This is a genomic window from Streptomyces sp. NPDC017202 (genome assembly GCF_044331705.1).
GTDB lineage: Bacteria > Actinomycetota > Actinomycetes > Streptomycetales > Streptomycetaceae > Streptomyces.
The window spans coordinates 624,203-650,115 of sequence record NZ_JBIRNP010000001.1 but is presented as its reverse complement, the minus strand read 5'-3'; the positions used below and the strand labels follow the sequence as shown (position 1 = coordinate 650,115).

At 69.0% G+C, this 25,913-nt stretch carries 14 protein-coding genes and 4 pseudogenes; 11 read left to right on the top strand and 7 right to left on the bottom strand.

Going from position 1 to position 25,913, the window contains the following annotated elements; translation table 11 throughout:
* The first annotated feature begins 48 nt into the window (after nucleotides 1-48).
* A complete protein-coding gene (locus tag ACH4N1_RS02715) occupies nucleotides 49-2,190 on the top strand; it encodes a glycosyltransferase (RefSeq protein WP_398093984.1) in 2,142 nt (713 codons plus the stop codon).
* A gap of 67 nt (nucleotides 2,191-2,257) precedes the next feature.
* On the opposite strand, the gene ACH4N1_RS02710 is transcribed toward ACH4N1_RS02715, so the two are convergent.
* Nucleotides 2,258-2,860 (bottom strand): acyltransferase, encoded by a 603-nt coding sequence (locus tag ACH4N1_RS02710; protein ID WP_398093983.1) that lies wholly within the window; start codon nucleotides 2,858-2,860, stop codon nucleotides 2,258-2,260.
* Between the two features lie 117 nt (nucleotides 2,861-2,977).
* The gene (locus tag ACH4N1_RS02705; RefSeq protein WP_398094409.1) at nucleotides 2,978-3,106 is read right to left on the bottom strand and encodes a hypothetical protein; all 129 of its coding nucleotides are present in this window, start codon (nucleotides 3,104-3,106) and stop codon (nucleotides 2,978-2,980) included.
* Between ACH4N1_RS02705 and ACH4N1_RS02700 the strand changes: the two are divergent.
* Both ACH4N1_RS02700 and ACH4N1_RS02695 read left to right on the top strand, forming a co-directional pair.
* Nucleotides 3,105-4,310, top strand: a pseudogene (locus ACH4N1_RS02700) (polymorphic toxin-type HINT domain-containing protein); the annotation flags it as partial. The gene ACH4N1_RS02705 and the pseudogene ACH4N1_RS02700 sit on opposite strands and share 2 nt — an antisense overlap.
* A gap of 365 nt (nucleotides 4,311-4,675) precedes the next feature.
* Nucleotides 4,676-4,936, top strand: a complete 261-nt coding sequence (locus ACH4N1_RS02695) for a hypothetical protein (RefSeq protein WP_398093982.1) — start codon at nucleotides 4,676-4,678, stop codon at nucleotides 4,934-4,936.
* A gap of 137 nt (nucleotides 4,937-5,073) precedes the next feature.
* Here the strand turns inward: ACH4N1_RS02695 and ACH4N1_RS02690 are convergent.
* The 3 genes and pseudogenes from ACH4N1_RS02690 to ACH4N1_RS02680 form a co-directional block, all read right to left on the bottom strand.
* Nucleotides 5,074-5,616: pseudogene (locus ACH4N1_RS02690) on the bottom strand (tyrosine-type recombinase/integrase); the annotation flags it as partial.
* 505 nt (nucleotides 5,617-6,121) lie between these two features.
* Nucleotides 6,122-6,367 (bottom strand): hypothetical protein, encoded by a 246-nt coding sequence (locus tag ACH4N1_RS02685; RefSeq protein ID WP_398093981.1) that lies wholly within the window; start codon nucleotides 6,365-6,367, stop codon nucleotides 6,122-6,124.
* Nucleotides 6,355-6,606, bottom strand: coding sequence for a hypothetical protein (locus ACH4N1_RS02680; protein ID WP_398093979.1), 252 nt, complete (start codon nucleotides 6,604-6,606; stop codon nucleotides 6,355-6,357). The genes ACH4N1_RS02685 and ACH4N1_RS02680 overlap by 13 nt, the downstream gene beginning before the upstream one ends.
* A 273-nt stretch (nucleotides 6,607-6,879) precedes the next feature.
* On the opposite strand from ACH4N1_RS02680, the gene ACH4N1_RS02675 reads away from it, so the two are divergent.
* The 3 genes from ACH4N1_RS02675 to ACH4N1_RS02665 all read left to right on the top strand — a co-directional run bounded on the left by ACH4N1_RS02675 (nucleotide 6,880) and on the right by ACH4N1_RS02665 (nucleotide 9,104).
* Complete coding sequence (locus tag ACH4N1_RS02675; protein WP_398094391.1) at nucleotides 6,880-7,599, top strand: XRE family transcriptional regulator; 720 nt, start codon at nucleotides 6,880-6,882, stop codon at nucleotides 7,597-7,599.
* Between the two features lie 2 nt (nucleotides 7,600-7,601).
* Nucleotides 7,602-8,072, top strand: coding sequence for an NUDIX domain-containing protein (locus tag ACH4N1_RS02670; RefSeq protein ID WP_125620739.1), 471 nt, complete (start codon nucleotides 7,602-7,604; stop codon nucleotides 8,070-8,072).
* A gap of 522 nt (nucleotides 8,073-8,594) precedes the next feature.
* Nucleotides 8,595-9,104, top strand: a complete 510-nt coding sequence (locus tag ACH4N1_RS02665; protein ID WP_398093978.1) for an SUKH-3 domain-containing protein — start codon at nucleotides 8,595-8,597, stop codon at nucleotides 9,102-9,104.
* A gap of 93 nt (nucleotides 9,105-9,197) precedes the next feature.
* Here ACH4N1_RS02665 and ACH4N1_RS02660 read toward each other — a convergent pair.
* Nucleotides 9,198-10,439 (bottom strand): annotated as a pseudogene (locus ACH4N1_RS02660) (tyrosine-type recombinase/integrase).
* Nucleotides 10,439-10,662: pseudogene (locus tag ACH4N1_RS02655) on the bottom strand (helix-turn-helix domain-containing protein). Before ACH4N1_RS02655 ends, ACH4N1_RS02660 begins: the two co-directional pseudogenes overlap by 1 nt.
* 871 nt (nucleotides 10,663-11,533) lie before the next feature.
* Between ACH4N1_RS02655 and ACH4N1_RS02650 the strand changes: the two are divergent.
* The 5 genes from ACH4N1_RS02650 to ACH4N1_RS02630 all read left to right on the top strand — a co-directional run bounded on the left by ACH4N1_RS02650 (nucleotide 11,534) and on the right by ACH4N1_RS02630 (nucleotide 25,866).
* Nucleotides 11,534-13,036: an integrin alpha gene (locus ACH4N1_RS02650; RefSeq protein ID WP_398093976.1), complete on the top strand. Its 1,503-nt coding sequence runs from the start codon at nucleotides 11,534-11,536 to the stop codon at nucleotides 13,034-13,036.
* Between the two features lie 55 nt (nucleotides 13,037-13,091).
* Nucleotides 13,092-14,684, top strand: coding sequence for a VCBS repeat-containing protein (locus tag ACH4N1_RS02645; protein ID WP_398093974.1), 1,593 nt, complete (start codon nucleotides 13,092-13,094; stop codon nucleotides 14,682-14,684).
* A 74-nt stretch (nucleotides 14,685-14,758) separates the two neighbouring features.
* Complete coding sequence (locus ACH4N1_RS02640; RefSeq protein ID WP_398093972.1) at nucleotides 14,759-18,430, top strand: LamG domain-containing protein; 3,672 nt, start codon at nucleotides 14,759-14,761, stop codon at nucleotides 18,428-18,430.
* Between the two features lie 135 nt (nucleotides 18,431-18,565).
* Nucleotides 18,566-25,489, top strand: a complete 6,924-nt coding sequence (locus ACH4N1_RS02635; RefSeq protein WP_398093970.1) for a polymorphic toxin-type HINT domain-containing protein — start codon at nucleotides 18,566-18,568, stop codon at nucleotides 25,487-25,489.
* 8 nt (nucleotides 25,490-25,497) lie between these two features.
* The gene (locus ACH4N1_RS02630; RefSeq protein WP_398093969.1) at nucleotides 25,498-25,866 is read left to right on the top strand and encodes a hypothetical protein; all 369 of its coding nucleotides are present in this window, start codon (nucleotides 25,498-25,500) and stop codon (nucleotides 25,864-25,866) included.
* The last annotated feature ends 47 nt before the right edge of the window (nucleotides 25,867-25,913 follow it).

Here is a 25,913-nt window from a genome sequence, read left to right as displayed (position 1 = left end):
CGGCACATCCCCGGAACGGAACGCAGAACAGGTGGAGGACCTCCTCGCATGACCCATGTACTCCTGATCGCCGGCACGGCGCCGACGCTCTCGATGCTCAAAGCCGCCGTCGACCAGTTCCGGGCTGCGGGAGCGACCGTGCACCTCGCCGGACTCTTCGACCGGGAGGCGGTGGACGGCGTCCTCGACGCGGCCGACGTGTGCTCCCTGACCGAGGTGACCGCCGAGCGGGGCAACGCGTTCGTCAAGCGCATCGCCAAGCTCCCGCCGTCCCGCAGGACCTGGGCGGGCGCGGAACGCAGCCGGTGGGTGCGCGGCCACGCGCGCAGGGCACAGGTCCTCGTCGCCCTGGACGCCAACGCCGTCTACACCGTCTGGCGGCTCGCCGAGCGCAACCGACGGGCCGACGCGGTCTTCGGTGTCGCCCCCGGTCTGCGCGCCCTCCAGGCACGCGGCGAGCACCGGATGGCCTACGCGCTGCGTGACGCCGTGCGCACCGTCCCCTCCCCGACGGTGACGCTGCGCACGACGAAGCGCTCCGTGCGGCACGGAGCCGGGGCGGTGCTGCGCCGGGCCTCGTCGCCCGCCGTGATGCGCACCTCGATCGGCGCCAAGGCCTGGCGGACCGCGGTCGTCGCCCCGAAGGTGCCCGACGGCATGCGCGCCAAGCTGGCCCGCCGCGTGAGCCTGAGCATGGCGAAGGGCGGCCGCAGGACCGGCGCGACGATCGTGCTGAACCAGGCCGCCGACCGGATCGCCAACCGCAAGCTCAGCGCCGCCCTGCTCGCCGACGCCGCGCGCGCCGACCTGGCCCGCGGCCACGACGACCCCCGGGTCAGGGCCAAGGCCATCGAGGCCGCGCTGAGCCTCGCCGACCAGCGGTTCAAGAAGAAGGACTTCTCGGGGGCGGCCGACCAGCTCTCCACCGCCTTCTCCCTCGCCTTCAACCGGGGCCTGCACTTCGACGGCACGTCCTCGCCGATGGCGAAGGACCCGGAGGGCTACCTCGCGGTCTTCCGCAGGAGCGTCGCCTTCAAGGCGTTGTCCGCGCCGCGCGGGCGGGCTCTGCCCGCCGCCCCCGCGCCGACCGGCCGCCCGCTGCGGCTGCTGGTCACGACGTACGCGAACCCCAGCTTCCTGCGGGCGATCCGGGAGCGCTACGAGCACCACCCCGAGGTCGAGATCCGCTACCTCGACGTCAACGAGGACGACGCGATCCGCCCGTTGGCCAAGGGCCTCAAGCGGATCACGGAGCACGCGCTGGGGGGCCAGCCCGCGTTCCACGACAAGGTCGAGGAGGCCCTGCGGCCCCATCTCGACTGGGCGGACACCGTCTTCGTCGACTGGTGCACCAACGCGGCGGGCCTCTTCACGGTCGTCGACCCCGGCACCACGCGCGTCATCGTGCGGCTGCACAGCTACGAGGTGTTCGCCTGGTGGCCGCACGTCGTGGACTTCACCCGGGTGGACGACCTGATCCTGGTCAGCGACCACCTGCGCGAGCTGACGGAGAAGGTGCTGCCGCAGCTGGCGGGGTCCGACACGGCCACGCCGCGCGTGATCGCCAACGCGATGGACCTGGCGCCGTTCCAGCGGGAGAAGGCCGACGCGGACGTCCGCTTCGTCCTCGGGCTGGTCGGCGTGAGCGCGGTGGCCAAGGACCCGCGCTGGACGCTCCAGGTGCTGCGGCTGTTGCGCGAGAAGGACGAGCGCTACCGCCTGGTGATCATCGGCGAGGGCCTCAACCGCAAGGCGAGTGCCGCGGTCCGGGCCTACGACGACCTGCTGGAGCCGGAGTTGCGGGAGCTGGAGGCGGTCGGCGCCGTGCACCGGGTGGGACAGACGGACGACGTGCCGGCGGCACTCACCGGCGTCGGTGTCATCCTCAGCAGTTCGGTCCGCGAGAGCTTCCACTGCGGTCTGGTCGAGGGCGTGGTCAGCGGGGCGCTCCCGGTGGTCCGTGACTGGCCGTTCTTCGCGTCGCTGGAGAGCGGACCGCGGACGCTGTTCCCGGCCGACTGGGTCGTCTCGACGCCAGAGGAGGCCGCGCAGCGGATCCTGGCGCTGACCCAGACCGAGGAGAACTGGCGCGCCGCCACCGAGCCCGCCGCCAAGCACGCGCTGGCCACGTGGGACTGGTCCGTGGTGGGCCTGGAGTTCGACCGGCTGCTGCTGGGGGAGAAGGCGTAACCTCCGGCGAAGGAGAGGGGGACCGGACGCTGTGCGTCCGGTCCCCCTCTCCTTCGCCTCGGTGCTGTCAGACGGCCCGCTCGACGAGGACGCCGTCCTTCTCGTCGTACAGTTCGCCGGACTGCGGGCACTCCCAGACGCCGTTCTCCCCGGCGCGTTCGACCAGCCGGACGCCGGCCCGGCCGACCCAGCCGACCTGACGGGCGGGCACGCCGACGACCAGCGCGAAGTCCGGCACGTCCTTGGTGACGACGGCACCGGCGGCGACCATGGCCCAGCGACCGATGGTGATCGGTGCGACGCAGACGCTGCGCGCCCCGATGGACGCGCCGTCGGCGATCTTGACGCCGACGGCCTCCCAGTCGCCGCCCCGCTTCTGCTTGCCCTCGGGGTCCACGGAACGGGGGTTGTGGTCGTTGGTGAGGACCACGGCGGGGCCGATGAAGACACCGTCGCCCAGCTCGGCCGGCTCGTACACCAGCGCGTAGTTCTGCAGCTTGCAGTTGTCGCCCATGCGCACACCTGTGCCGACGTAGGCGCCACGGCCGATCACACAGCCCTCGCCGAGGCGGGCGCCCTCGCGGACCTGTGCCAGGTCCCAGACGCTGCTGCCGGCGCCGATCTCGGCGGTGTCGTCGACCTGGGCGCTGGGCTGGACCCTGTAGTTCACTTCGTCTTCTCGCTTCCGGGGTGGCTGTTACGCCCGGTGAGCATACGCGGCCGGTGCCGGGGGTGCGGGGCAGGGCCCGGCGTCCGGACCGGCCCGGTCCGGTCCGGACGCCGGGCCTCAGTGTCCGTCGGTGAGGACCGGTCCCGCCGGCGCCCAGTAGCCGGTCAGCCCGCCCGCGGTGATGTGGATCATGGGCCGGCCGTTGACGATGGCACGCCGGTCGAAGGGGGCGGTCGAGGCGCTCACCCGCCGCCGTATGGACCCGTACGGCAGTGAGCGCGGTAACAGCAGCACGGCCTGGGTCAACGACAAGGGGTTCCTGGGCAAAACGGTCGACGAGTCGACAGGGCTGGTGAACGTCGGGGCCCGGGAGTACGACCGCTCCATCGGCCGCTTCATCTCGGTCGACCCGATCATCGACTACAGCGACCCGCAGCAGATGAACGGGTACGTCTACGCCAACAGCAACCCCGTGACGAGCAGCGATGCGAGCGGCCTGTTCTGCGACGGCTGCAGCGTGGACAACCCCGACACGGCGTGGACTCCGGACAACGGTCCCGGTTGCACGACCCAGGCCTGCTACGACACGAGTGGGAACGTCCTCTACCCCACCAACGGTCAGACCACTGCCGAGTACAAGGCGGACGGGGAACGCAGGAAGGCGAACGCCGCCAAGAAGCGCGTCATGGACGCCGGCAAGGAGCTCGCCAAGATCGCGATGGACGAGCTCGGTATCACCGACGCGTTGGACTGCTTCACCACGGGCAACCTGGGAGCGTGCGGAGCCACGCTGATCAACGTGGCGACGAGCTTCGCCGGTGGTCTGGTCGGCAAACTGGCGACGAAGTACGGGGCGCCATGGAGGTGGAACAAGGCGGTCGCCCTCGCCAAGCGGATCTGGGGCTTGGTGGCGAAACTCGTCAAGGGCGCGGGTGACTGGTTCAAGCTCGAGAAGCGGGCGAAGAAGGCCGAGGCAGCCGCGGAAGCAGCCGCAGAGTCCTGCAACAGTTTCGTTCCGGAGACAAAGGTCCTGATGGCTGACGGGAGTCAGAAATCCATCGAGGACATCGACATCGGTGACAAGGTGCTCGCGACCGACCCTGAGACCGGCAAGACCAAGGTCCAGACGGTAACGGCGGAGATCAACGGCTCGGGAACGAAGCACCTGGTCAAGGTCACCCTCGACACCGACGGCGACAAGGGCACCAAGACCGCGTCCGTGACGGCGACCGACGGCCACCCGTTCTGGGTCCCCGAGCTGCGGGAGTGGCTCGACGCCACCGACCTCGAGCCGGGGCAGTGGCTCCGCACTTCGGCCGGCACCCTTGTCCAGATCAGCGCGGTCCAGCGCTGGACTCAGCAATCCACTGTTCACAATCTCACCGTCAGTGACCTGCACACGTACTATGTGCTGGCGGGTGGGACTCCAGTCCTCGTTCACAACTGTGATGGCAGCGTCGATTGGGTCAACGAGAACGCAAATATGAGTTCCGCCGCGCGAGCTTATGATGCTGGGGCGGCGGGTTCCAGGGCTGGCGTGGCTCCGGCGTTGCAGTACTACAAGGCTGGCGGGAATCGCCTGTCGCAGATCAAATTCGATGGGTTTGATGCGGCCAACGGCGTGATGATCGACCGAAAGGTGAGCGTCACAACCTTCAACAAGATCTACCGACAAGCCATGAATCAATCTCTGGCGCTTGAGCAGAACGGTTACAGTGGCCGGTGGGAAGTCCCCACTGCGGCTGAGGCCGCGCGGGCTCGAAAAGTCCTCGGCGGCCTCCTGATCACCAACATTCGAGTGAGGGTCGTGCCCTGATGGATGTCAACAAGGTCCTGGTTCGCGCATTCGTAAGCCTCGTCGTCTCGATCGACTTGACGGACGATGAAGATATTGATCCAGATATCGCGACGGACATTCTCGAACCTGCTGCCGCCCTGTTTCGCGATCTCTCGGAAGAGGGGCGACGGGAAATTACTTCCCTGGTTCTTGAGTGCGCCGAACTGGACGAGAACCCGGAGCGCAGGAGGGTAATTCTGGGGCTTCCGGAAGCCATTGGTCTTCTCGATGAAGACTGATCAGCGGGAAGTGAGGCGTAACCTCTGCGCTCGATCCCGCAACCGTCTCACTGGTTACCGGTAGCAAAGTTGGAGCCCCGTCAGGCGAGTCCTGGCGGGGCTTCTGCGTGGGGTGACGGCAGTAGTTGACGGCAACGTCAGCGGACGGGGGCGGCGCAGGGCGGCGGTTCGTCGCCGTCGGCGTTGCCTGTCCCGGTGTTCGTCGGGCCGTCGAGCGCGCTACAGAGGGCGTCGATAGCGTCTCGCTGGAGGCGGAGCCTCACGTGGGCATAGACGGTGGCGGTGACGCCGATGTGGGCGTGGCCGAGGAGTTCCTTGATCACGACGAGTTCGACGCCCTGCTCCAGAAGCAGGGTCGCGGTCGAATGGCGGAGGTCGTGGAAGCGGATGCGACGGAGGCCGGCCTTGCGGAGGAGCGTGGTGAAGGCGCGGGTGAGGTTGGTCGGGTCGATCGGCCTGCCCTGTGGCGTGGTGAACACGTACCCGTTGTGCTGCCACTCAGTTCCTGCCGCGTGCCGTTCGCGCTGCTGCTGCTCGTGGTGGTGCTTCAGCGAGTGGCGGCAGCGGGTGGGGAGGGCGATGCGGCGTTCGGAGGCACGAGTCTTGGTGGGCAACGTGGTGAGTCCGCCGGTGCTGGTGCGCTGCAATGTGCGGCGGACGGCAGCGGTGCCCCGATCAAGGGCGCCCCGCTGACGCGGGCCGCCGCGCGCCGGCGGTCGGTGACCGCCGCCCGCTCCTGTCTGCCGCCCCGCTGGCGACGGCCGCCGACCACTCGGCGCGCAGAGCCCGGGAACGTAGGCCGGATTACCAATCGGAAGCCCGGTCCGACCGCTCAGCAGCAGACTGGCCGGGCACCTGAGAGGCCGCCCGGCGGGCTCGCGCCGTCCCGGACGCCCATGCTTGCTGCCTGGCTGGAACCGTGACGATGGAGATAACTGGGCTGATGTCGGTGCGGGGTTGAGCGAGACACACGTGGCGGGTGGTCGGTCGGCGCGCCCGACGTCGTGGCTGACTTTCTGGGGCATAGGCCAGAACTCGAACCCCCACAGTCATGGGCACGGCATGCACGTGAGGGCCCGGCCCCGCCGGGGCTGACGAGTGCGGGGGAGCCTCGATCGGCTACGCCCGGCAGGGACGGGAGTCGGGTGGGTCAGCGCGGTGCGGCGCCTGGGCGAGCGGGGTGGGTCACGTCTGGCGCCAGGTTCGCCAGGGGCGGGTGATGATCTCCCGATAGGTGTGGTGGGACGGGTTCTGGCCGCAGTGCCGCAGCACCCAGTTCTGCGGTTCGGCGAAGTCCTCGCTCGTCGGTGACGTCTCTCCGTCCACGGCGCATTGCATCGCGTACCGGACCGGTTCCGCGTCCGGCTCGCGGTCGGGCTGAAGCGTCCAGGTCTCGTAGCGCAGGACCGAGCGAGGGGTCACCGTCCCCACCTCCGGTTGGCCACAGCCACCTTGGCGCTCAACTCCTCCGTCGGAGTGGGCGCACGTACGTCCTTGGGAGGCACGTCCCACTCCCGGCCACCGCGCGGTGGCCGAAGCTGCACGTACGGCCCCACATGCCCCATCACCACGCCCACCTTGCCGTTCCGTCGGTCGACCACCAGGGCGCCGACATCGGGCGAGACGGTGGGCCCGCCGGTATCAGGGGTAGGGGCCGTCATCGTGACCACCCCGGCGAGACGGTGCGCGACCGGGCGTCCAGTCGCAGGGCGGGAACACATGGGGTGGTGCTCTTTCGCACGGTGACGCTCCTCGGCGGCGTTGATGCGTGCCCCTGGGCCCGTCGGTGCCGCAGGGTCGGCACCGATCCTCACGCCGGTCACCGGGACGGAGGAACCTCCGCCAAACCCCACTCCGGGACGTCCCGCACCGTGTAGAACGTCCCTGGTGCCGTCCTGAGACGAAGGGGGAGACTCGTGCCGAACGAGAGACTGCGAGCCGTCATGGCGGCGGGAGGCTGGACGTACGCCGCACTCGCTCAGCAGGTCGAGGTCGACCCCAAGTCGGTCGAGCGCTGGGTGAACCTCGGGCGTATCCCACGTCGTGCCACCGCCCTGCTGGCGGCCAAGGCCCTGGGAGAAGATGTGCACGCACTCTGGCCGGCGCTCCGCCAGGCCCGCCCCGCCCGCGCCATCAGCCCCGAACTGGTGGCGCTCTACGAACAGCGGGCCGACATCCCCGTCTCGGCGTTCACCGACCTGATGGCCCAGGCCCGGGAACGGATCGACATCCTCGTCTACGCGGCCGTCTTCCTTCACGAGGCGTACCCGCGGCTGAACGAACTCCTTACCGAACGCGCTACCGAAGGCTGCACTGTTCGCATCGCGATCGGGGACCCCGACAGCGACAACGTCCAAGCCCGCGGCCAGGAGGAGCGGTTCGGCCACGGCATCGAATCCCGCTGCCGCCTCGCTCTCATGCACTACCGGCCACTCGCCGCCACCCCAGGCATCGAAGTCCGCACCCACGGCACCACGCTCTACAACTCCCTCTACCGCGCCGACGACCAGCAACTCGTCAACGCACACGTCTGGGGCGTCAACGCCTACGCCGCCCCCGTATGGCATCTTCGCCGACACCAGGAGAGCGGCATGTTCGACACCTACGCCGACAGCTTCGACGCCGTGTGGGCGACGGCAACCCCCGTACGAGAGGAAGGCTGACCGTGGCCCGCACCGAGTACTACGACGACCCGAACGCCCCCAAGCCGAACAGCATGGTCGTCGCTGCATCCGCCGTCGTCACCGACGACCACGGGCGCATCCTCCTCCAGCGCCGCCGCGACAACGACCTGTGGGCCCTGCCCGGCGGAGGCATGGACCTCACCGACTCCCTGCCCGGCACGGCCGTCCGCGAGGTCAAGGAAGAGACTGGCCTCGATGTCGAGATCACCGGCCTGGTCGGCACCTACACCGACCCGAAACACATCATCGCCTACACCGACGGCGAGGTCCGCCGCCAGTTCAACGTCTGCTTCACCGCCCGCATCACCAGTGGCCAGCTGGAGATCTCCGACGAGTCCACCGAACTCCGGTTCGTGCCGCCCGAAGAGATCGAGCAGTTGCCGATGCACCACACCCAACGGCTCCGGCTCCAGCACTTCCTGGAACAGCGCGAGAAGCCGTACTTGGGCTGAACCGCCTGACGGCAGTAGCGACGGCAACAACCCCGCACAACCACGGACACCCACGCACCTCACCGGACCAGCAAACCGTACTTGACCTGCGAAAAAGCAGGTCGAAGGCTTCGCGTAGCACACGTATTATGTGCTGGCGGGGGCCACACCAGTACTCGTTCACAACTGCAACCTTGGTGACTACGCTGACAGTATTCGCAACGAACCCGGGGTGAAGTTTGCCTCCGAGTACACATCCCCTTCAGGTGCGAAGTACTACGGCCGCAATAAGCACGGCCAGCAGGCAGAAGGCCCGTTGGCGGATGCAATCGAACGGACAGGTCACCATGGAGGGTGCGCGGAGGTGCACTGTCTAATTCAGGCGCAGGCGGCAGAGGGGCCCGAAGCCATCAGGGGTGGAACCATGCGAACGGTAAAGTCGCGAAATAACTCCATGCCGACATCGAATCCGGTTGGGCATGGTGAACCGGCTCATCCTTGTGGCCTTTGTAAGGGGCTGCTGAAAGACCTGGAGATCAACTGATGTCCCTGATTCGCTTCGATTCGCTCGGCGAGGATCTGCTTGGGGCGCTTGTTGCGTCCGGATGGAGCATGGGCAGGAAGGTTGACACTGGTCAATGGGTGAAGCCATTGGAGGGTGAAGGGTACCGGGCTCACCCATTGGCTGAAGAAATCCTCGCTGCGGTGGGAGGGCTCTCGATCGAGCCGGTCAATCGAGTCGGCCCGAACTTCAGTAATGACGAGCCTTACAATTTCGACCCCTTCGCCGCTGGATCAGGGCAGCGTGGTCTAGCGGAAGAGATAGAGAGTGTTCTTGGTGGGGACTATTTCCCAATCGGTGAATGGCTCAGTTATTCAAGCGTATTCGTCGAGGCTGAGGGAAGGGTGGTTGCTGCTGGTATGGGCTGGATTTGGGGGCTCGGGTCCACCTTTGAAGATTCCCTGGAGTTGGCATTCTGCGCGAATCGCCCGCTGGTCTGCCTGTACTCCGATCCAGGACTCGATCCCTGGCCGAAGCCTGATTCCCGTTAGTGAATATTGGCCGCGTCGGGCATCGTCTGACGGGGCTTCTGGTCGGGCTGACGGCAACGGCGGCGGACACAGCGGTGTCCGCCGCCGTTGCCGTCAGGGGCGGTCGAGCGCGTGACCGAGCAGGTCGATGGCTTCGCGCTGAAGGCGGATGCGTACGTGGGCGTAGACGCCGGCGGTGACGCCGATGTGGGTGTAGCCGAGGAGTTCCTTGATCACGACGAATTCAACGTCTTGCTCCAGGAGGAGGATGGCGGTCGAGTGGCGCAGGTCGTGGAAGCGGATGTGGCGGAAGCTGGCCTTGCGGAGGAATGTGATGAAGGCGCGGGTGAGGTTGGTCAGGTTGATCGGTCGGCCTTGCGCGCTGGTGAACACGTGCCCGTCGTGCTGCCATGTGGTGCCTGCGGCCTCACGCTCGCGCTTCTGCTGCTCGTGGTGGAGCTTCAGCGACTGGACGCAGCGGGTGGGAAGCGCGATGCGGCGCTCGGAGGTCCGCGTCTTGGTGGGCAGTGTGGTGAGACTGCCCGGGTTGGTGCGCTGAAGTGTGCGGCGGATGGCGGCGGTGCCCGCGCCGAGGTCGAGGTCTTCCCAGTGTAGGCCGAGGAGTTCGTCCTTGCGGAGTCCGGTATGGAGGGCGAGTTCGAGCAACGCGTGCAGCCGATGACCCCGGGGCGCGGTGAGGAGTTGGCGGGCTTCATCGGTGGTGAGGGGTTCGAAGCATCGGGGCCGGGGCGTGCCGGTGCGGACGTTGCGAGTGACGTTGCGCGGGAACTTTTCTTCGCGCACGGCGTGCTCCAAGGCGGACTTGAGCACGGAATGAACGTAGGCCAGCGTCAGTGGGGAGAGCACCTTCTGGCAGCACGATCCGACGGCGCAGCAGCGGGGCTGGTCGCGCCGGGCATCGATACCGCGCGTGCGGCACTGGCAGGTGGTGCGGAGCTGGTTGAGCCAGGTACGGACGTCCTTGGCGGTGAGCTTGTTGAGCTTCTCCTTGCCGAGGTCGGGGACGAGGTAGTGGTTGACACAGGTGGTGTAGCGGATGTGGGTGGTTCCGCGGAGGTGGTGGAGGGCGACGTTCTCCAGCCAGTACGCCAGGTACGCGGCCACGCTGCCCTGCGCGGATGGGACGAGAGGCCGCGGTTGCTGACGGCGATCTTCTCGGTGAGCTTGGCGAGGGCTTCCTTGCGGGTGGTGCCGTAAACGCGGACGCGCTTGCGGATGTTGCCGGAGGCCAGCACGTATCCGGCGGTTTCCCAACGGCCGTCCTTGCGCTGGTAGACGGTCCCGTCGCCGTTGGCGCGGAAGTGGGTGCGACGGGACGAGGCGGGGCGTGGCCATCAGGCGGCTTCCTGTTCCAGGCGGGTGCGAATGAAGTCCGTGAGGGCTTGGGTGGGGATGCGGCGGGCGCGGCCGAGGGTGAGCGAGGCGAGCGTCGGGTGCGGAGCAGGTCGTAGACGGCGGAGCGGCCGAGCTGAATACGGACCATCACCTGGGGCACCGTGAGCAGGTCCGGCACCGGTGCCGCCTCCGCACGGAGGACGTTGGGCGGGGACATGGCCATCAGAAGCCCCCTTCGGCCGTGAACTGCCTTTCCGGTTCCTTGCGGTGCCAGACGTGGGCGGCCAGAAGTGCGCCGCCGGAGCTATAGCCCGAGCCCGGGTAGTCCCAGTGGCCGACGCGAGAGTGGGCTTCGGGGCTAGCTCGGGCAGGTCGGAGTGGTGTTGCCGGCCGTGAGTGGTCGAGAGGCGCTGACTGACACGTTCCGGCCGGAGGGTGGCCGGTGGGAGTGCTTCGGGTGGTGACGAGAGGTCCGGTCGGCAAGCGCGGTGACGGACTGTGGGCTTTGGCTGGGAACAGACCTTGTCATGGCGTCAACGAGATCCAGAACTGTTCCCAGTTCGCGAAAGAGAAACGGGCAAAACTACCTCCGAAGGCGCTCCTCAAGCGCATGAGGGCCGAATTTGCACGTCTGTTTTTGGCCGCACGTGGCTCCGATGTGCCTTGATGGCTGACGGAGTCTTGGTCGTGAACGCGTCCAGGGGCGGGAGTGCGCCTTCGACGCCGGACTTGTGCGGACCCGCCCAACTTCACTCTCGGTGCGGGCAATTCGGGCGTGTAGTCAAAAGAGCGGGCGAGCGGTAGGGGGTTTTTGACGTTCCGTCACCTATGCATGTCTGGTTGAATCTCTCGATGTCGGACTTGCGTTCCGACCGTCCGGGGCGGCCTGAAGGTGGACTGTGTCGACTCCGTGTGTGACTGCTGGAGCCCGTGTGTGCATCCTGTGATTCATGTCATGTTCGCGAAAGTTCAGTCAGGTGTTGCATGAACGCTTCACGCGAAGTGATGATCCCCTGACGTTTCTTTAGTTTCTCTTTATCTACGGGGCGCCTGTGTCAAGGGTGGGGAAAGTGTGGCGGCGGAGCTCTGTCGCCGTGGTCGCGGGAGCATTGCTGACGTTCGGGGTGGGAACCGGAGGCACGCCCGCCGCGGCTGCCGTCGCGTGCCCCTCCGGGGTCGAATCGGACTTCAACGGGGACGGCATCCGGGACACGGCGGTCGCCGACCCGGAGGCGACCGTCGACGGGGTGCCGAAAGCGGGGGTCGTCCACGTCGTCTACGGCGGTGGCAAGGGCACGCTCACGCTTTCGCAGGCGCCCGACAACGTGCCCGGCGCACCCGAGGCCGGTGACCGGTACGGATACGCGCTGGCCGTCTACGACGCCGACCTGGACGGGTGCAGCGACCTCGCGGTCGGCTCGCCGTACGAGGACATCGGCACGGCGGCCGACTCCGGTGCCGTGCACGTGATCTACGGCTCCACCAGTGGGCTCAACGGCGGCACCAAGGCCGTCAAGGAGTTCTACCAGGGCACCGACAAGCCGCTCGGCGGCGGTGCCGAGGCCGACGACTGGGTCGGTTACGCGGTCGCCGCCGGAAAGACCTCGGCCGGCCAGCCGTACCTGCTGATCGGCTCCCCGGGCGAGTCCATCGGCACCATCGAGGACGCCGGCGGCTTCTACTACGTCAGCGGCACCGCGCAGACGGTCACCTTCACCCACCAGGACACCGAGGCCGGTGGCGTCGTGGCGGGCGCGGCGGAGCAGGACGACCGTTTCGGAACCACCCTGGCCGCGACCCCGACGCACTTCGCGGTCGGCACCCCGGGCGAGGCCCTCGGCACCGTGACCTTCGCCGGCGGGGTGGGCCTGTTCACCCACACCCTCACCTCCGGCTACCCGAAGCCGACCGGTGGACTGGGACAGGACCAGGACGCCATCGGCGGGAGCGAGGAGGTCGGCGACCAGTTCGGCGCCGCGCTCGCGATGGTCCCCTACCGGGCGTCCGGTGCCACCTCCACCACCGAGTCCCTGCTCGCGGTCGGTGTTCCGGGCGAGGACCTGTCCACCACCGTCGACGCGGGCGCGGTCCAGGTCTTCCGTCTGACGGCGAGCGGTGCCTACTCCGAGACGATGTGGATCGACCAGAACACCGCCGACGTGGACCAGGAGTCCGAGGCCGGCGACTTCTTCGGCAAGCGGCTCGCCGCCGTCAACACCTCCCCGAACGCCACCTCCACGGCCACCACCACCCGCCTCGCCATCGGCGTACCGGGCGAGGAGTCGTCCGAGGAGCACATGGAGAAGGGCGGCGTCCAGATCGTCCCGCTGGTCGGCGAGCCCGGCGCCTCCGACCAGTGGATCGACCCCGGCTACGGCGTTCCGGGCATCCCCGCCCCGCGTCAGCTCGCCGGACTCTCCCTGGCGGCGACCCCCTCGCTGCTCTACGTCGGCATGCCCTACGGCCCCGTCGAGGCCCGCGCGGTCCACGGTTTCCCGTGGAACGTGGCCTCCGGCGGCGCACCGACGGTGACGATCAAGCCCGGCGAAGGCGGGATACCGGCCGACGGCGTCGCCTTCGGCGCGACCGTCCGCTGACGACGCTCCGGACGTAGCTCCGGAGACACGACAAGAGCTATGGGGGAGTACACCCATGTCCACTGACAGACACGCGGGGACACGGCAGCGTGCCCTGCCCGACGGCACGCATCCGCCGAGAACGAACCCCCGCCGCCGGCGGGGCACCGCCGCCGCGGCGGTGGTGGCACTCATGAGCCTGGGGCTCGCTGCCGGTGGCACCCCCGCCGCGGCCGCGGGCACCTGCGCGGGCGTCCAGTCCGACTTCAACGGCGACGGCATACGCGACACGGCCATCGCCGACCCCGATGCCACCGTGGCGGGTCAGGCGAAGGCAGGCGTGGTCCACGTGGTGCTCGGCGGCGGCAAGGGGGTCGTCGAGATCTCCCAGGACACGCCCAACGTGGCCGACGGCCCCGAGGCCGGAGACCGCTTCGGCTTCTCCCTGGCGGTGTACGACGCCAACAAGGACGGCTGCTCCGACCTGGCGGTCGGCATTCCGTACGAGGACGTCGGCACCGTCAAGGACGCGGGATACGTCCAGGTGATCTACGGTTCGACCACCGCGGTCGGCTCGGAGTTCAACAGCAGGGGCTTCGTCCAGGGCGAGACCCAGCCGCTGGGCGGCGGTCCCGAGCCCGAGGACTGGCTCGGTTACGCGGTCGCGGCGGGCACCTCGCCGACCGGCTTCCCGTTCCTGGTCATCGGCGTGCCGGGCGAGGACGGCGCGGCCGGCGCGGACATCGGCCTGTTCGGCTACGTCTACGGAACCGACTACCAGGCGGCGTCCGTGGGGCAGAACACCACCGGCGTCTGGGAGGACGCCGAGCCCTACGACCGCTTCGGTGCCTCGATCACCGCCACGGACCGGCACTTCGTGGTCGGCGCCCCCGGCGAGAGCATCGGCACGGTCGCCTTCGCCGGCGGCGTCGCGGCCTTCCGGCCGTCGATCAACGCCGACGGCATCCCCGAACCGCTCTTCGGCATGGGACAGGGGCGCACCCCGGGCCCGGACGCCGCCGCCCAGACGGACGACCGCTACGGCAGCGCGCTCGCCATGGCCCCCTACCGACCCTCGGGCGCGGCCACCATCACCGACTCGATCCTCGCGGTGGGCGTCCCCGGCGAGGATCTCGGCACCACCGTCGACGCCGGGGCGGTGCACGTCTACCACCTCAAGGCGGACGGCACGGTCGCCCTCCTCAACTGGATCGACCAGAACGTCGACGGGGTCGAGGGCGACGCGGAGGCCGGCGACTTCTTCGGCCAGCGGGTCACCGCGGTCAACACCACGACCAACGTGGTGAGTACGGCGGCCACGATGCGGCTCGCCGTGGGTGTGCCCGGTGAGGAGTCGACGGAGGACGCCCCGGAGGCCGGCGGCGTCCAGATCCTGCCGGCGATCGGGGCGCCCGGCGCCTCGGACGCGTGGCTGGAGCCCGGCGCCGGCATCCCCTCGGGACCGGCGGCCCGCACCTACGCGGGCATCAGCGTCGGCGCCGGCCCGTCGCTGCTGTACGTGGGCGTCCCCTACGGCCCCGCCGACGGACGCGCCGTGCACGGCTACCCGTGGAACGCCACCACGGGCAGCGCGCCGACCCAGACCTGGAAGCCCGGAGAGGGCGGCATCCCCGCGGACGGTACCGCGTTCGGGGCGACCGTCCGGTGACCGCCCCCCGACCGAGCGATGCGGCTGACGGCCGCGCTGATCAGACAGACATGAACCGACGGGAGAGTGGACGCGTGTCCGCAGCAAGACCCAGACCGATACGGCGCGGCCTCGTACTGCGCGCCGCCGTCGCGGCGGCCGTCACCGGCGCCGTGGTGGCCGGCGCCGCGGCGCTCCCGAACGGCGGCGGAACGGACCGGGGCCCCGCCCCCGTCTCGGCCGACCAGCCGCTGATTACCGAGCAGCAGGCCATGGCCTCCGCGAAGGACAGCGGCAAGCGGGCCGAGGTCGTCGGGATGCGCACCGAGCGCAGGGAGATCTTCGCCGAGCCCGACGGCACCTTCACCGCCCGCGAGTACACCGAGCCCGTCCGCACCGTCCAGGGCGGCAAGTGGGTCTCCGTCGACCCGACGCTCGTCAGGCGCGCCGACGGCACCTGGGGCCCGAAGGCCGCCACCGTCGACCTGGCCTTCTCCGCCGGACAGCCGGGCAAGCCCTTCGTCACGATGCGGCGCGCCGGCCGCGAGTTCGCCCTGACCTGGCCGTACGGCAAGCTGCCCGCGCCCAGCGTCGACGGCGACACCGCCACCTACGCCGAGGTGCTGCCCGGCGTCGACCTGACGGTACGGGCGGAGTCGGACGGCTTCGGCCACCTGATCGTCGTCAAGACGCCCGAGGCCGCGGCCGACGCCCGGCTGGCCCGGCTCGACCTCGGCATGACCACCGACGGCCTGAAGGTCGCGGAGGACGCCGACGGCGCCATCCTCGCGAAGGACGCCGTCGTCGGCGGCACCGTCTTCCAGGCCGGGAAGCCCGCCATGTGGGACTCGGCGGCGGTCAAGGAGACGGCTGTCCGGAAGCAGGGCCCCAAGGCGGTCGCCAAGGCGCTGAAGTCGGCGGCGGCGGGCACGGCGGCGGCCGCTTCGGCAGCCTCCTCCACCGCTGCCGCGACTCCCACCGCCACCCCCGGACCGCAGGCCGCCCCCGAGCCCGCCCTCGAAGGCCCCGGCGGCGGTGGCCGCGTCGCCCCGCTGGGCGTCGAGGTCGGCAAGGACAAGCTGAGCCTGGTCCCCGACCAGAAGCTCCTCAAGGGCGAGGACACCGTCTTCCCCGTGGTGATCGACCCGATCCAGCGCACCACCTCGCGCACCTCCTGGACCGGCGTCATGTCCGGGATGCCCAGTGAGCAGGACTGGAAGTACTCGGGCAGCGCGGGCGTCGGCAAGTGCCCCACCGACTACAACCCGGTCTCCTGCAACGGGGTCGGCTCCCGGCGCGTCATGTTCACGATGCCGCTGTCCTTCTACAAGGGGAAGCAGATCCTGGGCGCGACCTTCTCCGCCCGCGTCGAGCACATCTACAGCGCCTCCCCGACCGCCGAGCCCATCCAGCTCTACCGGATCGGCGGTGCCAACTACAGCCTCACCTCGTCGAGCAGCTGGTCCAACACCTCGGACGACTGGGACGACTACCTCCAGACCGTCGACAAGGCGATCTCCCCGACCTCCTGCTCCAGCCAGGCCAACCTGCACTTCGAGAGCGGTGCGACCGGCGAGCTGACCACCGAGGTCAAGACGGCCGCCGCGGGCGGCTGGAACGCGATGACGCTGGGCCTGCGCGCGGCCGACGAGTCCCGTTTCGCGGAGTGGAAGCGGATCTGCGGCAACGCCTACCTGTCGATCAAGTACAACAACCTGCCCCGGCAGATCAAGACCTCGGACATGTCCACGGACCCGGGCGGGGTGTGCAAGTGGGGCACGAGCCGTCCCACCACCGACGTGCCGCCCAAGCTCCAGGCCATCGCCAGCGACCCGGACCACGGCAACGGCCAGACCGACAAGGTGAAGGTCCAGTTCAAGGTGGAGTGGGGCGGGACCACGCCCGGCTCCTACACGTACACCACCCCGGACTGGCTCTCCCCGACGACCAGCACCAAGTTCGTGCACACCGTCAAGTCGACGATCCCGCAGAACACTCCCATCTACTGGAGCGCGCGCGCCTACGACGGTGACGGGTACGGCCCGTGGAGCTCGGACGGCGACCCCGCGCAGCGCTGCGAGTTCACCTACGACAAGACCTGGCCCGGCAAGCCGCTCGTGCTGTCCAAGCAGTACCCGTCCGACACCGTCTACCACGACGGCGTGGGCACCTACGGCACCTTCACCTTCTCGCCGAACCCGAACGACGCCATCCCGGACAACGACGTCGTCAAGTACCAGTACTCCTTCAACGGCGCGGCGATGACCACCCTCACCCCGGCCTCGCCGGGCGGTGCGGTCTCCCTCCAGTGGATGCCGACCCGTTCCGGACGCCACGTGCTGGAGGTGGTCGCCATCGACAAGGCGGCGCACGCCAGCAGCACGCCGTACGACTTCCTGGTGAGCGAGGGCAAGCCGGTCGTCGCCCAGTGGAACCTCGCCGACCAGGCTGGTGACACCGAGGCGCACGACGAGAGCGGCGAGTTCTCGGCGACCGCCGGCACCGCCGTCACCTTCGGTGCGGACGGCCCCGGCGGCAAGGTCGACAAGGCGGCCCGCTTCGACGGCGGCGCCGAGTCCTACCTCGACGCCGGCGAGACGGTGCTGGACACCGCCAAGAGCTTCAGCGTCAGCGCCTGGGTGCGGCCCACCGCCCTGGACAAGGACATGACGGTCGTCAGCCAGGACGGCACCGGCGAGCCCGGCTTCACCCTCGGCTACGACGCCACCGCGAAGACCTGGAAGTTCTCCGTCCCGGTCAACGACGTGGACTCGCTCGGCGAGTGGAAGGCCGTCTCCACCGGCATCACCGTGGTCAAGGACCAGTGGGTCCTCCTCACCGGCGTGTACGACGCGCAGAAGAGCGGCGGCCCGCAGCTCCAGCTCTACATCAACAAGGACCTGAAGGGATCGGCCACCCGGCGCTCCACCTGGAAGTCGTACGGACCGCTGCAGATCGGCCGCTCGACGGCCAAGAGCGGCTACCGCGACCACTTCACCGGTGACCTCGCCGAGATCCGCGTCTTCGACCGTGTCCTGCCGGCGGCCCAGGTCGCCGAGCTGATGACGATCATGCCGGTGCGCAAGGCCTACTGGCAGCTGGACCAGGCCACCAACGGCTCGGTGGCCGAGACCGGCGGCGGCCAGGCGCTGACCCTCGCGGGCAACGCCTCCATCTACCGCCCGGCCGACCCGCTGTTCGACACCGCCGCCCTGGTCGGCGACGGCAACCTCGTCCTGGACGGCGACGGCGACTACGCGTCCACCGCCACCGCCCCGGTCACCGGCACCAGCAGCTTCACCGTGACCGCCCGCGCCCAGCTCACCTCGCTGGACCCGGAGAAGTCGCAGACGGTGCTGTCCCTGCCGGGCGCCAACGCCAACCGGGTGCAGGTCCGCTACCAGGCGGCGACCGGCCAGTGGGAGCTGGCCGTGGCGAAGACCGACGTGGCCGCCCCCTCGGTCGTCACCTTCACCGACGACCAGGAACTCCCCGACACCGGCGGCTCCGGCCAGCACCTGGCGGTCGTCTACGACGCCTTCGCCAACGCGATCCGCCTGTACGTCGAGGGTCAGCTCGTCGCCGGTGCCTACGGCACGGACGACACCCTGTGGTCCGCCACCGGCGGTCTCCAGGTGGGCCGTTCGCTGCGCGGGGCGAGCGAGTACTTCGCCGGTGCGATCGACGAGGTGCGGGTCTACAGCGGCGCGGCCGACCCGGTCGCGGTGCAGCAGATGGCCGCGCTGACGGCCGTGACCGACATGTGACGCGTCGTCACGACTGAGGTGTGCCGGGCCCCCCGAGGCCCGGCACACCTGTCCTGCGCACCATTTCTCCTTCTCTCGTTCCTACGATCAGGAAGTTGGCAGATGTTCTTCCGTGGCCGCTCACTGAGCCGCCGCATGCCCAGACAGACGCTGGTCGCGACAGTGATGGGGCTCTCCCTCGCGCTGTCGGCGTCGTCGGTCCAGGCTGTGGTGCTCGACGACGGAGACCGGGGCCGCACCAGCCGCCCCGGTGTCCAGGACGACGGCGATCCCGCCGAGGGATCCGACGCCAAAGCGAAGAAGCGTCCCTCCGACCCGGCGCGCAAGGCCGCGGTCAAGGGCCTCGACAAGGCGGTGTGGCCGAAGCAGGGTGGCGCCGAGATGGCCGTCGGCGCGGCCGCCGCGACCGAGGCCGGCGGTCTGCCGGTCAAGGTCGGCAAGGCGAAGGCGCAGGCCAAGGCGGCGACGGCAGCGGACAAGGTCCGCGTCGACGTCCTCGACCCGAAGCGGGCCGGGCAGCTCGGCGCCGGTGTCCTCCTCGGCGTCGAACGCGCCGACGGTGCGGACAAGGCCGCCAAGGTCCGCCTGACCGTCGACTACTCGGAGTTCGCCGAGGGCTTCGGCGGCTCCTACGGCTCCCGCCTGCAGCTCGTGCAGCTCCCCTCCTGCGCCACGGTCGCCGTGCCCGGCAGCAAGGAGTGCCCGGAGCAGCCCAGGGTGCTGCCCACGGTCAACGACGTGGAGGCGGGCACCGTCTCCGCCGACGTGACCGCCGCGCCGGCCCCGGCCGAGGGTGTGTCCACGATGGCCGGGACCGCGACGTCCCTCGTGGCCGTCGCGGCGGGCCCCTCCAGCGCCCAGGGCACCTACAAGGCCACGGCCCTCGCGCCGTCGTCGAGCTGGAGCGTCGCCACCTCCTCCGGCTCGTTCAACTGGAACTATCCCTTCCGTTCGGTGCCGACCCCGGGCGGTCTGACGCCGACCGTCGGCCTCGGCTACTCCTCCCAGTCGGCCGACGGCCGCACCTCGGCCACCAACAACCAGGGCTCGTGGATCGGCGAGGGCTTCTCCTACGACCCCGGCTACATCGAGCGCCGCTACAAGCCGTGTTCCGACGACGGCCACGACAACTCCGGTGAGCAGTGCTGGGCGTTCGAGAACGCCACGGTCATGCTCAACGGCTCCGCCGGCGAGCTGGTCAAGGACGACACCACCGGCAAGTGGCACATGTCGTCCGACGACGGCAGCAAGGTCGAGAAGCTGACCGGCGCCACCAACGGCGACAACGACGGCGAGTACTGGCGCATCACCACCTCGGACGGTACGGAGTACTACTTCGGCCAGAACCGGCTGCCGGGCTGGGCCACGGGCAACGAGGAGACCAACTCCACCTGGACCGCGCCGGTCTTCGGCGACGACTCCGGCGAGCCCTGCTACAACGCCACCTTCACCAGCGCGCACTGCCAGCAGGCCTGGCGCTGGAGCCTGGACTACGTCAAGGACACCCACGGCAACGTGATGTCCTACTTCTACGACCGCGAGACCAACTACTACGCGCTGAACGGCAAGACCGACGTCAACGGCACCGCGTACCACCGCGGCGGCTGGCTGAAGCGCATCGACTACGGCCAGCGCGACGGCCAGGTCTACGCGGCCAAGGCCCCGGCCCGGATCGTGTTCAACACCGCCGAACGCTGCCTGCCCACCGCCGACTTCGACTGCGCGGAGAGCAAGCGCACCAAGGCGAACGCGGCCAACTGGCCGGACGTCCCGGTCGACCAGGAGTGCAAGGCGAGCACGAAGTGCACCTCGCCGGTTCAGACCTTCTTCACCACCAAGCGGCTGACCTCGGTCGTCACCCAGATGCGCAAGGACGCCACGAGCTACGACGACGTGGACGCCTGGACGCTGACGCACCTGTTCACCGACAACGGTGACGACTCCAAGACGCTGTGGCTGTCGAAGATCGAGCACGAGGGCCGCGCCGGCACGACCGCGATCAAGCTGCCCTCCGTCGACCTGTTCGGCGAGCAGCTCGCCAACCGCGTCGACGCGATCGGCGACAACATCGCGCCGTTCCACCGCTTCCGGCTCTCCATGGTCCTCAGCGAGACCGGCGCCCAGCTCGACGTCAACTACGCGCCCACCGACTGCACCAAGGCCACACTGCCCGCGCCGGGCGAGTCCACCAAGCGCTGCTACCCCGTGAAGTGGGCCCCGCCGGGCTACCTGGAGCCGATCACCGACTGGTTCCACAAGTACGTCGTCTCCGCGGTCATCGAGACCGACCGCACCGGCGGCAGCGACGGCATGGTCACCCGTTACAGCTACCAGGGCGACGCGGCCTGGCGGAAGGCGAAGCCGGACGGCATCACCGACGCCAAGTACCTCACCTGGGGCGGCTGGCAGGGCTACGGCAAGGTCAAGGTCACCTCCGGCACCGCCGACGTGCAGAAGTCGCGCGTCGACTACACGTTCATGCAGGGCATGGACGGCGACAAGGACGCGGCGGGCAACGCCCGTTCGGTGACCGTGAAGGACTCCACGGGCGCGTCGTACTCCGACGACGAGGAGTTCACCGGCCACCAGCTGGAGGTCGCCACGTACGACGGCGCCAAGCTGATCTCCAAGTCGATCCAGACCCCGTGGAAGCACTACACGGCCACGCAGACCCAGAGCTGGGGCACCAGCCGCGCGGTGATCGTGCGCTCGCAGACCGGTCGCGGCTTCAACCTCCGGTCCGACGGCACCTGGCTGGAGACGAAGTCCACCACGACGTACGACACGTCCAACGGCACCGGCCGGGTGCTGGCGGTCGACGACCAGGGGGACGTCTCCACCACCAAGGACGACACCTGCACCCGCACCACGTACGCGGACAACACGGCGAAGAACATCCTGTCGCTGCCCGCACGCAGCGAGTCCGTGTCCGTGAAGTGCGCGACCACGCCCGACCGCAAGACGCAGGTCCTGGCCGACGAGCGCACCTCCTACGACAACCTCGCCTTCGGAGCGGCACCCACCAAGGGTGACGCCACCAAGACCGAGCGGATGACGTCGCACAACGGCACCACGGCGACGTACCAGGTCACCGGCACCACCACCTACGACGACTTCGGCCGCCCGCTGTCCCAGAAGGACGCCAAGCAGCAGGGGACGACGGAGCAGACGAAGACCGTCTACACCGAGACCAACGGCCTGCTGACGAAGACGACCGTCACCAACGCCGCCGGTCACGTCACCACCACCGACTACAGCCCCGCCTGGGGCATGTCCAAGGGCCAGACCGACCCGAACGGCAAGCGGACGGACCTCGCGTACGACGCCATGGGCCGGCTGACCTCCGTCTGGCTGGCGGACCGCACGACGGCGCAGACGCCGAGCATCAAGTACTCGTACAACGTCCGCAAGGACAAGGTCACCTCGATCAAGACCGAGAAGATCGAGAACGACGGCAGCTACGGCGCCGAGTACCAGCTCTACGACGCCTTCCTCAGGCCCCGTCAGATCCAGACCGAGGGCCCGGACGGCACCCGCATGGTCGCCGACACCTGGTACGACGGCACGGGCAACGTCAGGAAGACCAACGCCACGTACAACGCGGCGGGCGCAGCCTCGGACGAGCTGCTGCTCGTCAGCAACGGCGAGGTCGGCCAGCAGAGCCTCATGGAGTACGACGGCCTGGGCCGCCCGACCGCGCAGATCCTCGCCGTCGGCGGGGGCGAACAGTGGCGCACCACGACCACCTACAACGGTGAGCTGACCAGCGTCGACCCGCCGATCGGCGGCGTCCCCACCACCACGGTCACCGACGGCCAGGGCAACGTCTCGGAGATCCGCCACCACCGCGGCGCCTCACCGGCCGCGGGCGTGCCCTACGACTCGACGAAGTACACGTACACCGCGGCGGGTCAGCTGGAGACCGTCACGGACGCCAAGGGCAACGTGTGGCGGTACGAGTACGACCAGCTCGGTCGGCAGACCAAGTCGATCGACCCCGACGCGGGCACCTCGCGCGTGGAGTACGACGAGTTGGACCGGCCGATCGCCACGTACGACGGCCGGAACAAGAAGACCTCCACGGTCTACGACAGTCTCGGCCGCGTCCTGACCACCTGGCAGGGCGACGTCAACACCGGTACCAAGCTCACCGAGACCAGGTACGACAAGGCGGGCTGGCTGGGCCAGGCCTACGGCTTCCTCAACTACACCTCGCCCACGGAGTACTTCGCCACGGCCGTCCAGTCGATGGACGAGTTCTACCGCCCGCTGAAGACCGCCTACCAGGTTCCCGCCTCCCAGGGCGACCTGGCCGGCACCTACGTCTACACGTCCACCTACAACCGTGACGGAACGCTCCAGGGCACCGGAATGCCGGCCGTCGGCGACCTGCCGGCCGAGGCACTGACCTACACGTACGACAGCCTCCAGCGTCCCAAGACGATGACGGGCTCCACTTCGTACGTCACCAACACCGTCTACTCCGGCAAGAGCCTCCTCCAGCAGCTGGAGCTGAACACCGGCAGCGGCAAGAAGGTCTGGCAGACCTACAACTACGAGAAGGGCACCGAACGGCTCACCCGCTCGATCGTCGACGTCTATGGCGCGACGGCCCCGGCCAAGGACTCCCGGTACTCGTACGACCAGGCGGGCAACGTCCTGTCCATCGCGGACACCGCGAACTCCGCCTCGCCGGACATGCAGTGCTTCGCCTACGACGACCGCCAGCGGCTGAAGGACGCCTGGACGCCGACCGCCACCGCGACGACCGCGGCCGGCATGGGCACCCGAGGCTCCTCCGTCCCGGTGGAGGGATCCGGCCCGACGGCCTGTGACTCCGCCGCCGGCACGAGCGCCCTCGGCGGTCCGGCCCCGTACTGGAAGTCGTACGAGACCGACGCCATCGGCAACCGCGTCTCGGAGACGGTCCACGACACCGGGCTCGACGCCGCGAAGAACATCACCCGCAGCTACGAGTACGGCACCGCGGGCACGCTGGGCGACGGTCCGCACCAGGTCACCAAGATCGTCGAGAACACGCCGACCGGCGACCGTCAGTCGACGTACGAGTACGACGACTCCGGCAACACCATCAAGCGCACCATCGGCGGCAACGCGCAGTCCCTGCTCTGGACCGACCAGGGCAAGCTGAGCGAGGCCACCGAGGCGAACGGCTCGAAGACCAGCTACCTCTACGACGGCTCCGGCAACCGCCTGGTGCGCAAGGACCCGTCGGGGACGACGGTCTACCTGCCCGGCACCGAGCTGAAGCTGTCGGCGGACGGCACCAAGAAGGAGGCCACCCGCTACTACGAGTACGCCGGCCAGGCGGTCGCCGTACGCACCGCGGGCAAGGTGTTCTTCATCGCCTCCGACCACCACGGCACGGGTGAGGTGGCGATCGACGCCGCGACCGGCGCGATCAGCCAGCGCCGCTTCGACCCCTTCGGCGTCGACCGCGGTGAGAAGACCGGCGTCTGGCCCGGAGAGAAGGGCTACGTCGGCGGCACGATCGACGCCTCGACCGGCTTGACCCACCTGGGGGCGCGCGAGTACGACGCGGTGATCGGCAAGTTCATATCGGTCGACCCCGTCATCGACCACACGCAGCCGCAGCAGATCAACGGCTACGCGTACGCCAACAACTCGCCGGTCACGCACGCCGACCCCAGCGGCATGATCATCCCGGAGTGTCGGGAGGGTCTGATCGAGTGCCGCGGCGGTGTGCCGTACTTCCCGAAGACCGACGTCGACAAGGCGGAGTCGGAGAAGGACAAGGCGTCCTGGAACGTCACGCAGGCACAGGGGCAGCAGTCCGCGGCCAAGCAGCGCATCAAGTCCGCGGGCAAGGCCCTGGTCAAGATCGCGCGGGACATCCTCGGTGTCGACGCGGCCCTGGACTGCATCTCCAGCGGTGACGTCGGCGCCTGCGGTGAAACCCTGCTCAACATCGCCGGCAGCTTCGCGGGCGGTCTCGCGGGCAAGATCCTGGCCAAGTACGGCGCGCCCTGGAAATGGGCCAAGGGCATCAAGCTCGCCAAGCGGGTCACCGGCCTGGTCGGCGACCTGATCGGCGGGGCCAAGGACCTGTGGAAGGCCAACAAGGCCGTCGGCAAGGCCCAGGCAGGGCTCGCCAAGGCCGGGGAGAAGCTCGCGGCCGCCAAGAAGAAGGCGGCCGAGGCCCTCAAGAAACGGAAGAAGAACGAGGAGGGCGGCTCCTGCCCGGTCGGCGGGAAGCACAGCTTCCTGCCGGGCACGAAGGTGCTGCTCGCGAGCGGCAAGACCAAGCCGATCGAGAAGGTGAGGCTCGGCGACAAGATCACCGTCACCGACCCCGCCACCGGCGGCACGACGGTCCGTGAGGTCGTCGGCACCATCGTCACCGAGGACGACAAGCACTTCGTCGACCTGACGATCAAGGGGACCTCGGGCGAGTCCGAGACCCTGGTCTCCACCACGACCCACCCCTTCTGGTCGGACTCGGAGCAGGTGTGGATCGAGGCCGGAGCCCTGAAGCCCGGCATGCGCCTGCACACGGCGAACGGCGAGGCGGTCGAGCTCACCGCGATCCGTGCTTTCGACGAGCGTCAGCGCACGCACGACCTGACGGTCGAGGACGTCCACACCTACTACGTGCACGCGGGGGAGACCCCGCTGCTGGTGCACAACTGTGGCGATGGCGATGAGGGAACGGCCACGGTGCGCTGGGACGAGGACATGGAACACGCCACGATCAAGGTGGAGATGGACGGGGCCGAACCGCTGGAGACGGAGCAGGTCGTCAACGGCTGGGACGGCACGGGCAGCCCCAACGGATACCCCACCACCGGTGCGGTCGCCGAACGCCTGGGACCGAACGTCATCGAGCGGACGTTCCGTCTTCCCAACGCGCGGGCGGCCATGGAGGCGCAGCGCAGGACTCTGGGTGCGGACATGGGGGGGTACGACGGCATCCACAACAGTTGCGTCACCTACTGTGTGGCAATCCTGAGAGAGGGTGGCGTGGACATACCGGCAGGTGCGCGAGGCATGGTCGCTCTCAAACGGACATTGGGATAGGGGCTCCATTGACTGACGAAACGGAACACTGGAACGCGGTGCTCGCCGAGATCCTTCTGAGCGAGAAGGTGGGGGTGGCCCACGTGCGTCTGGTGGGCGACCTGATCTCCGTCCAGGCCCAGCTGAGCATGGGCATGCAGGGGCCGGTCGGCCTCTCGTTGGCCGACCGGGCGGACATCGCCGAGGAGCTGCTGGTTCTGGAGGACACCTACAAGGAGGTCTGGCAGACAGTGGTGGCCGCGCCCGACATCGACCGGCGTATCCCCGAGCTCAAGAGGCTTGAGGTCGCGCTGGAGGAAGCCGTTGAAGGGGTTGCGGCCGTGGCCCGCCGATACGGCATCACGTCGGAGCCCAGGCGCCTGGATGACGACCGCTAGCGTGCCGCACTCCTGAAGATCGGGGCCCGGTTTGACCCCTCAAGCCG

Bases quoted from the DNA above. Each gene is read 5' to 3' on its own strand.
- ACH4N1_RS02715 (WP_398093984.1), top strand. From the start codon at position 49: ATGACCCATGTACTCCTGATCGCCGGCACGGCGCCGACGCTCTCGATG.
- ACH4N1_RS02695 (WP_398093982.1), top strand. From the start codon at position 4,676: ATGGATGTCAACAAGGTCCTGGTTCGCGCATTCGTAAGCCTCGTCGTC.
- ACH4N1_RS02675 (WP_398094391.1), top strand. From the start codon at position 6,880: ATGGCGGCGGGAGGCTGGACGTACGCCGCACTCGCTCAGCAGGTCGAG.
- ACH4N1_RS02665 (WP_398093978.1), top strand. From the start codon at position 8,595: ATGTCCCTGATTCGCTTCGATTCGCTCGGCGAGGATCTGCTTGGGGCG.
- ACH4N1_RS02645 (WP_398093974.1), top strand. From the start codon at position 13,092: ATGTCCACTGACAGACACGCGGGGACACGGCAGCGTGCCCTGCCCGAC.
- ACH4N1_RS02635 (WP_398093970.1), top strand. From the start codon at position 18,566: ATGCCCAGACAGACGCTGGTCGCGACAGTGATGGGGCTCTCCCTCGCG.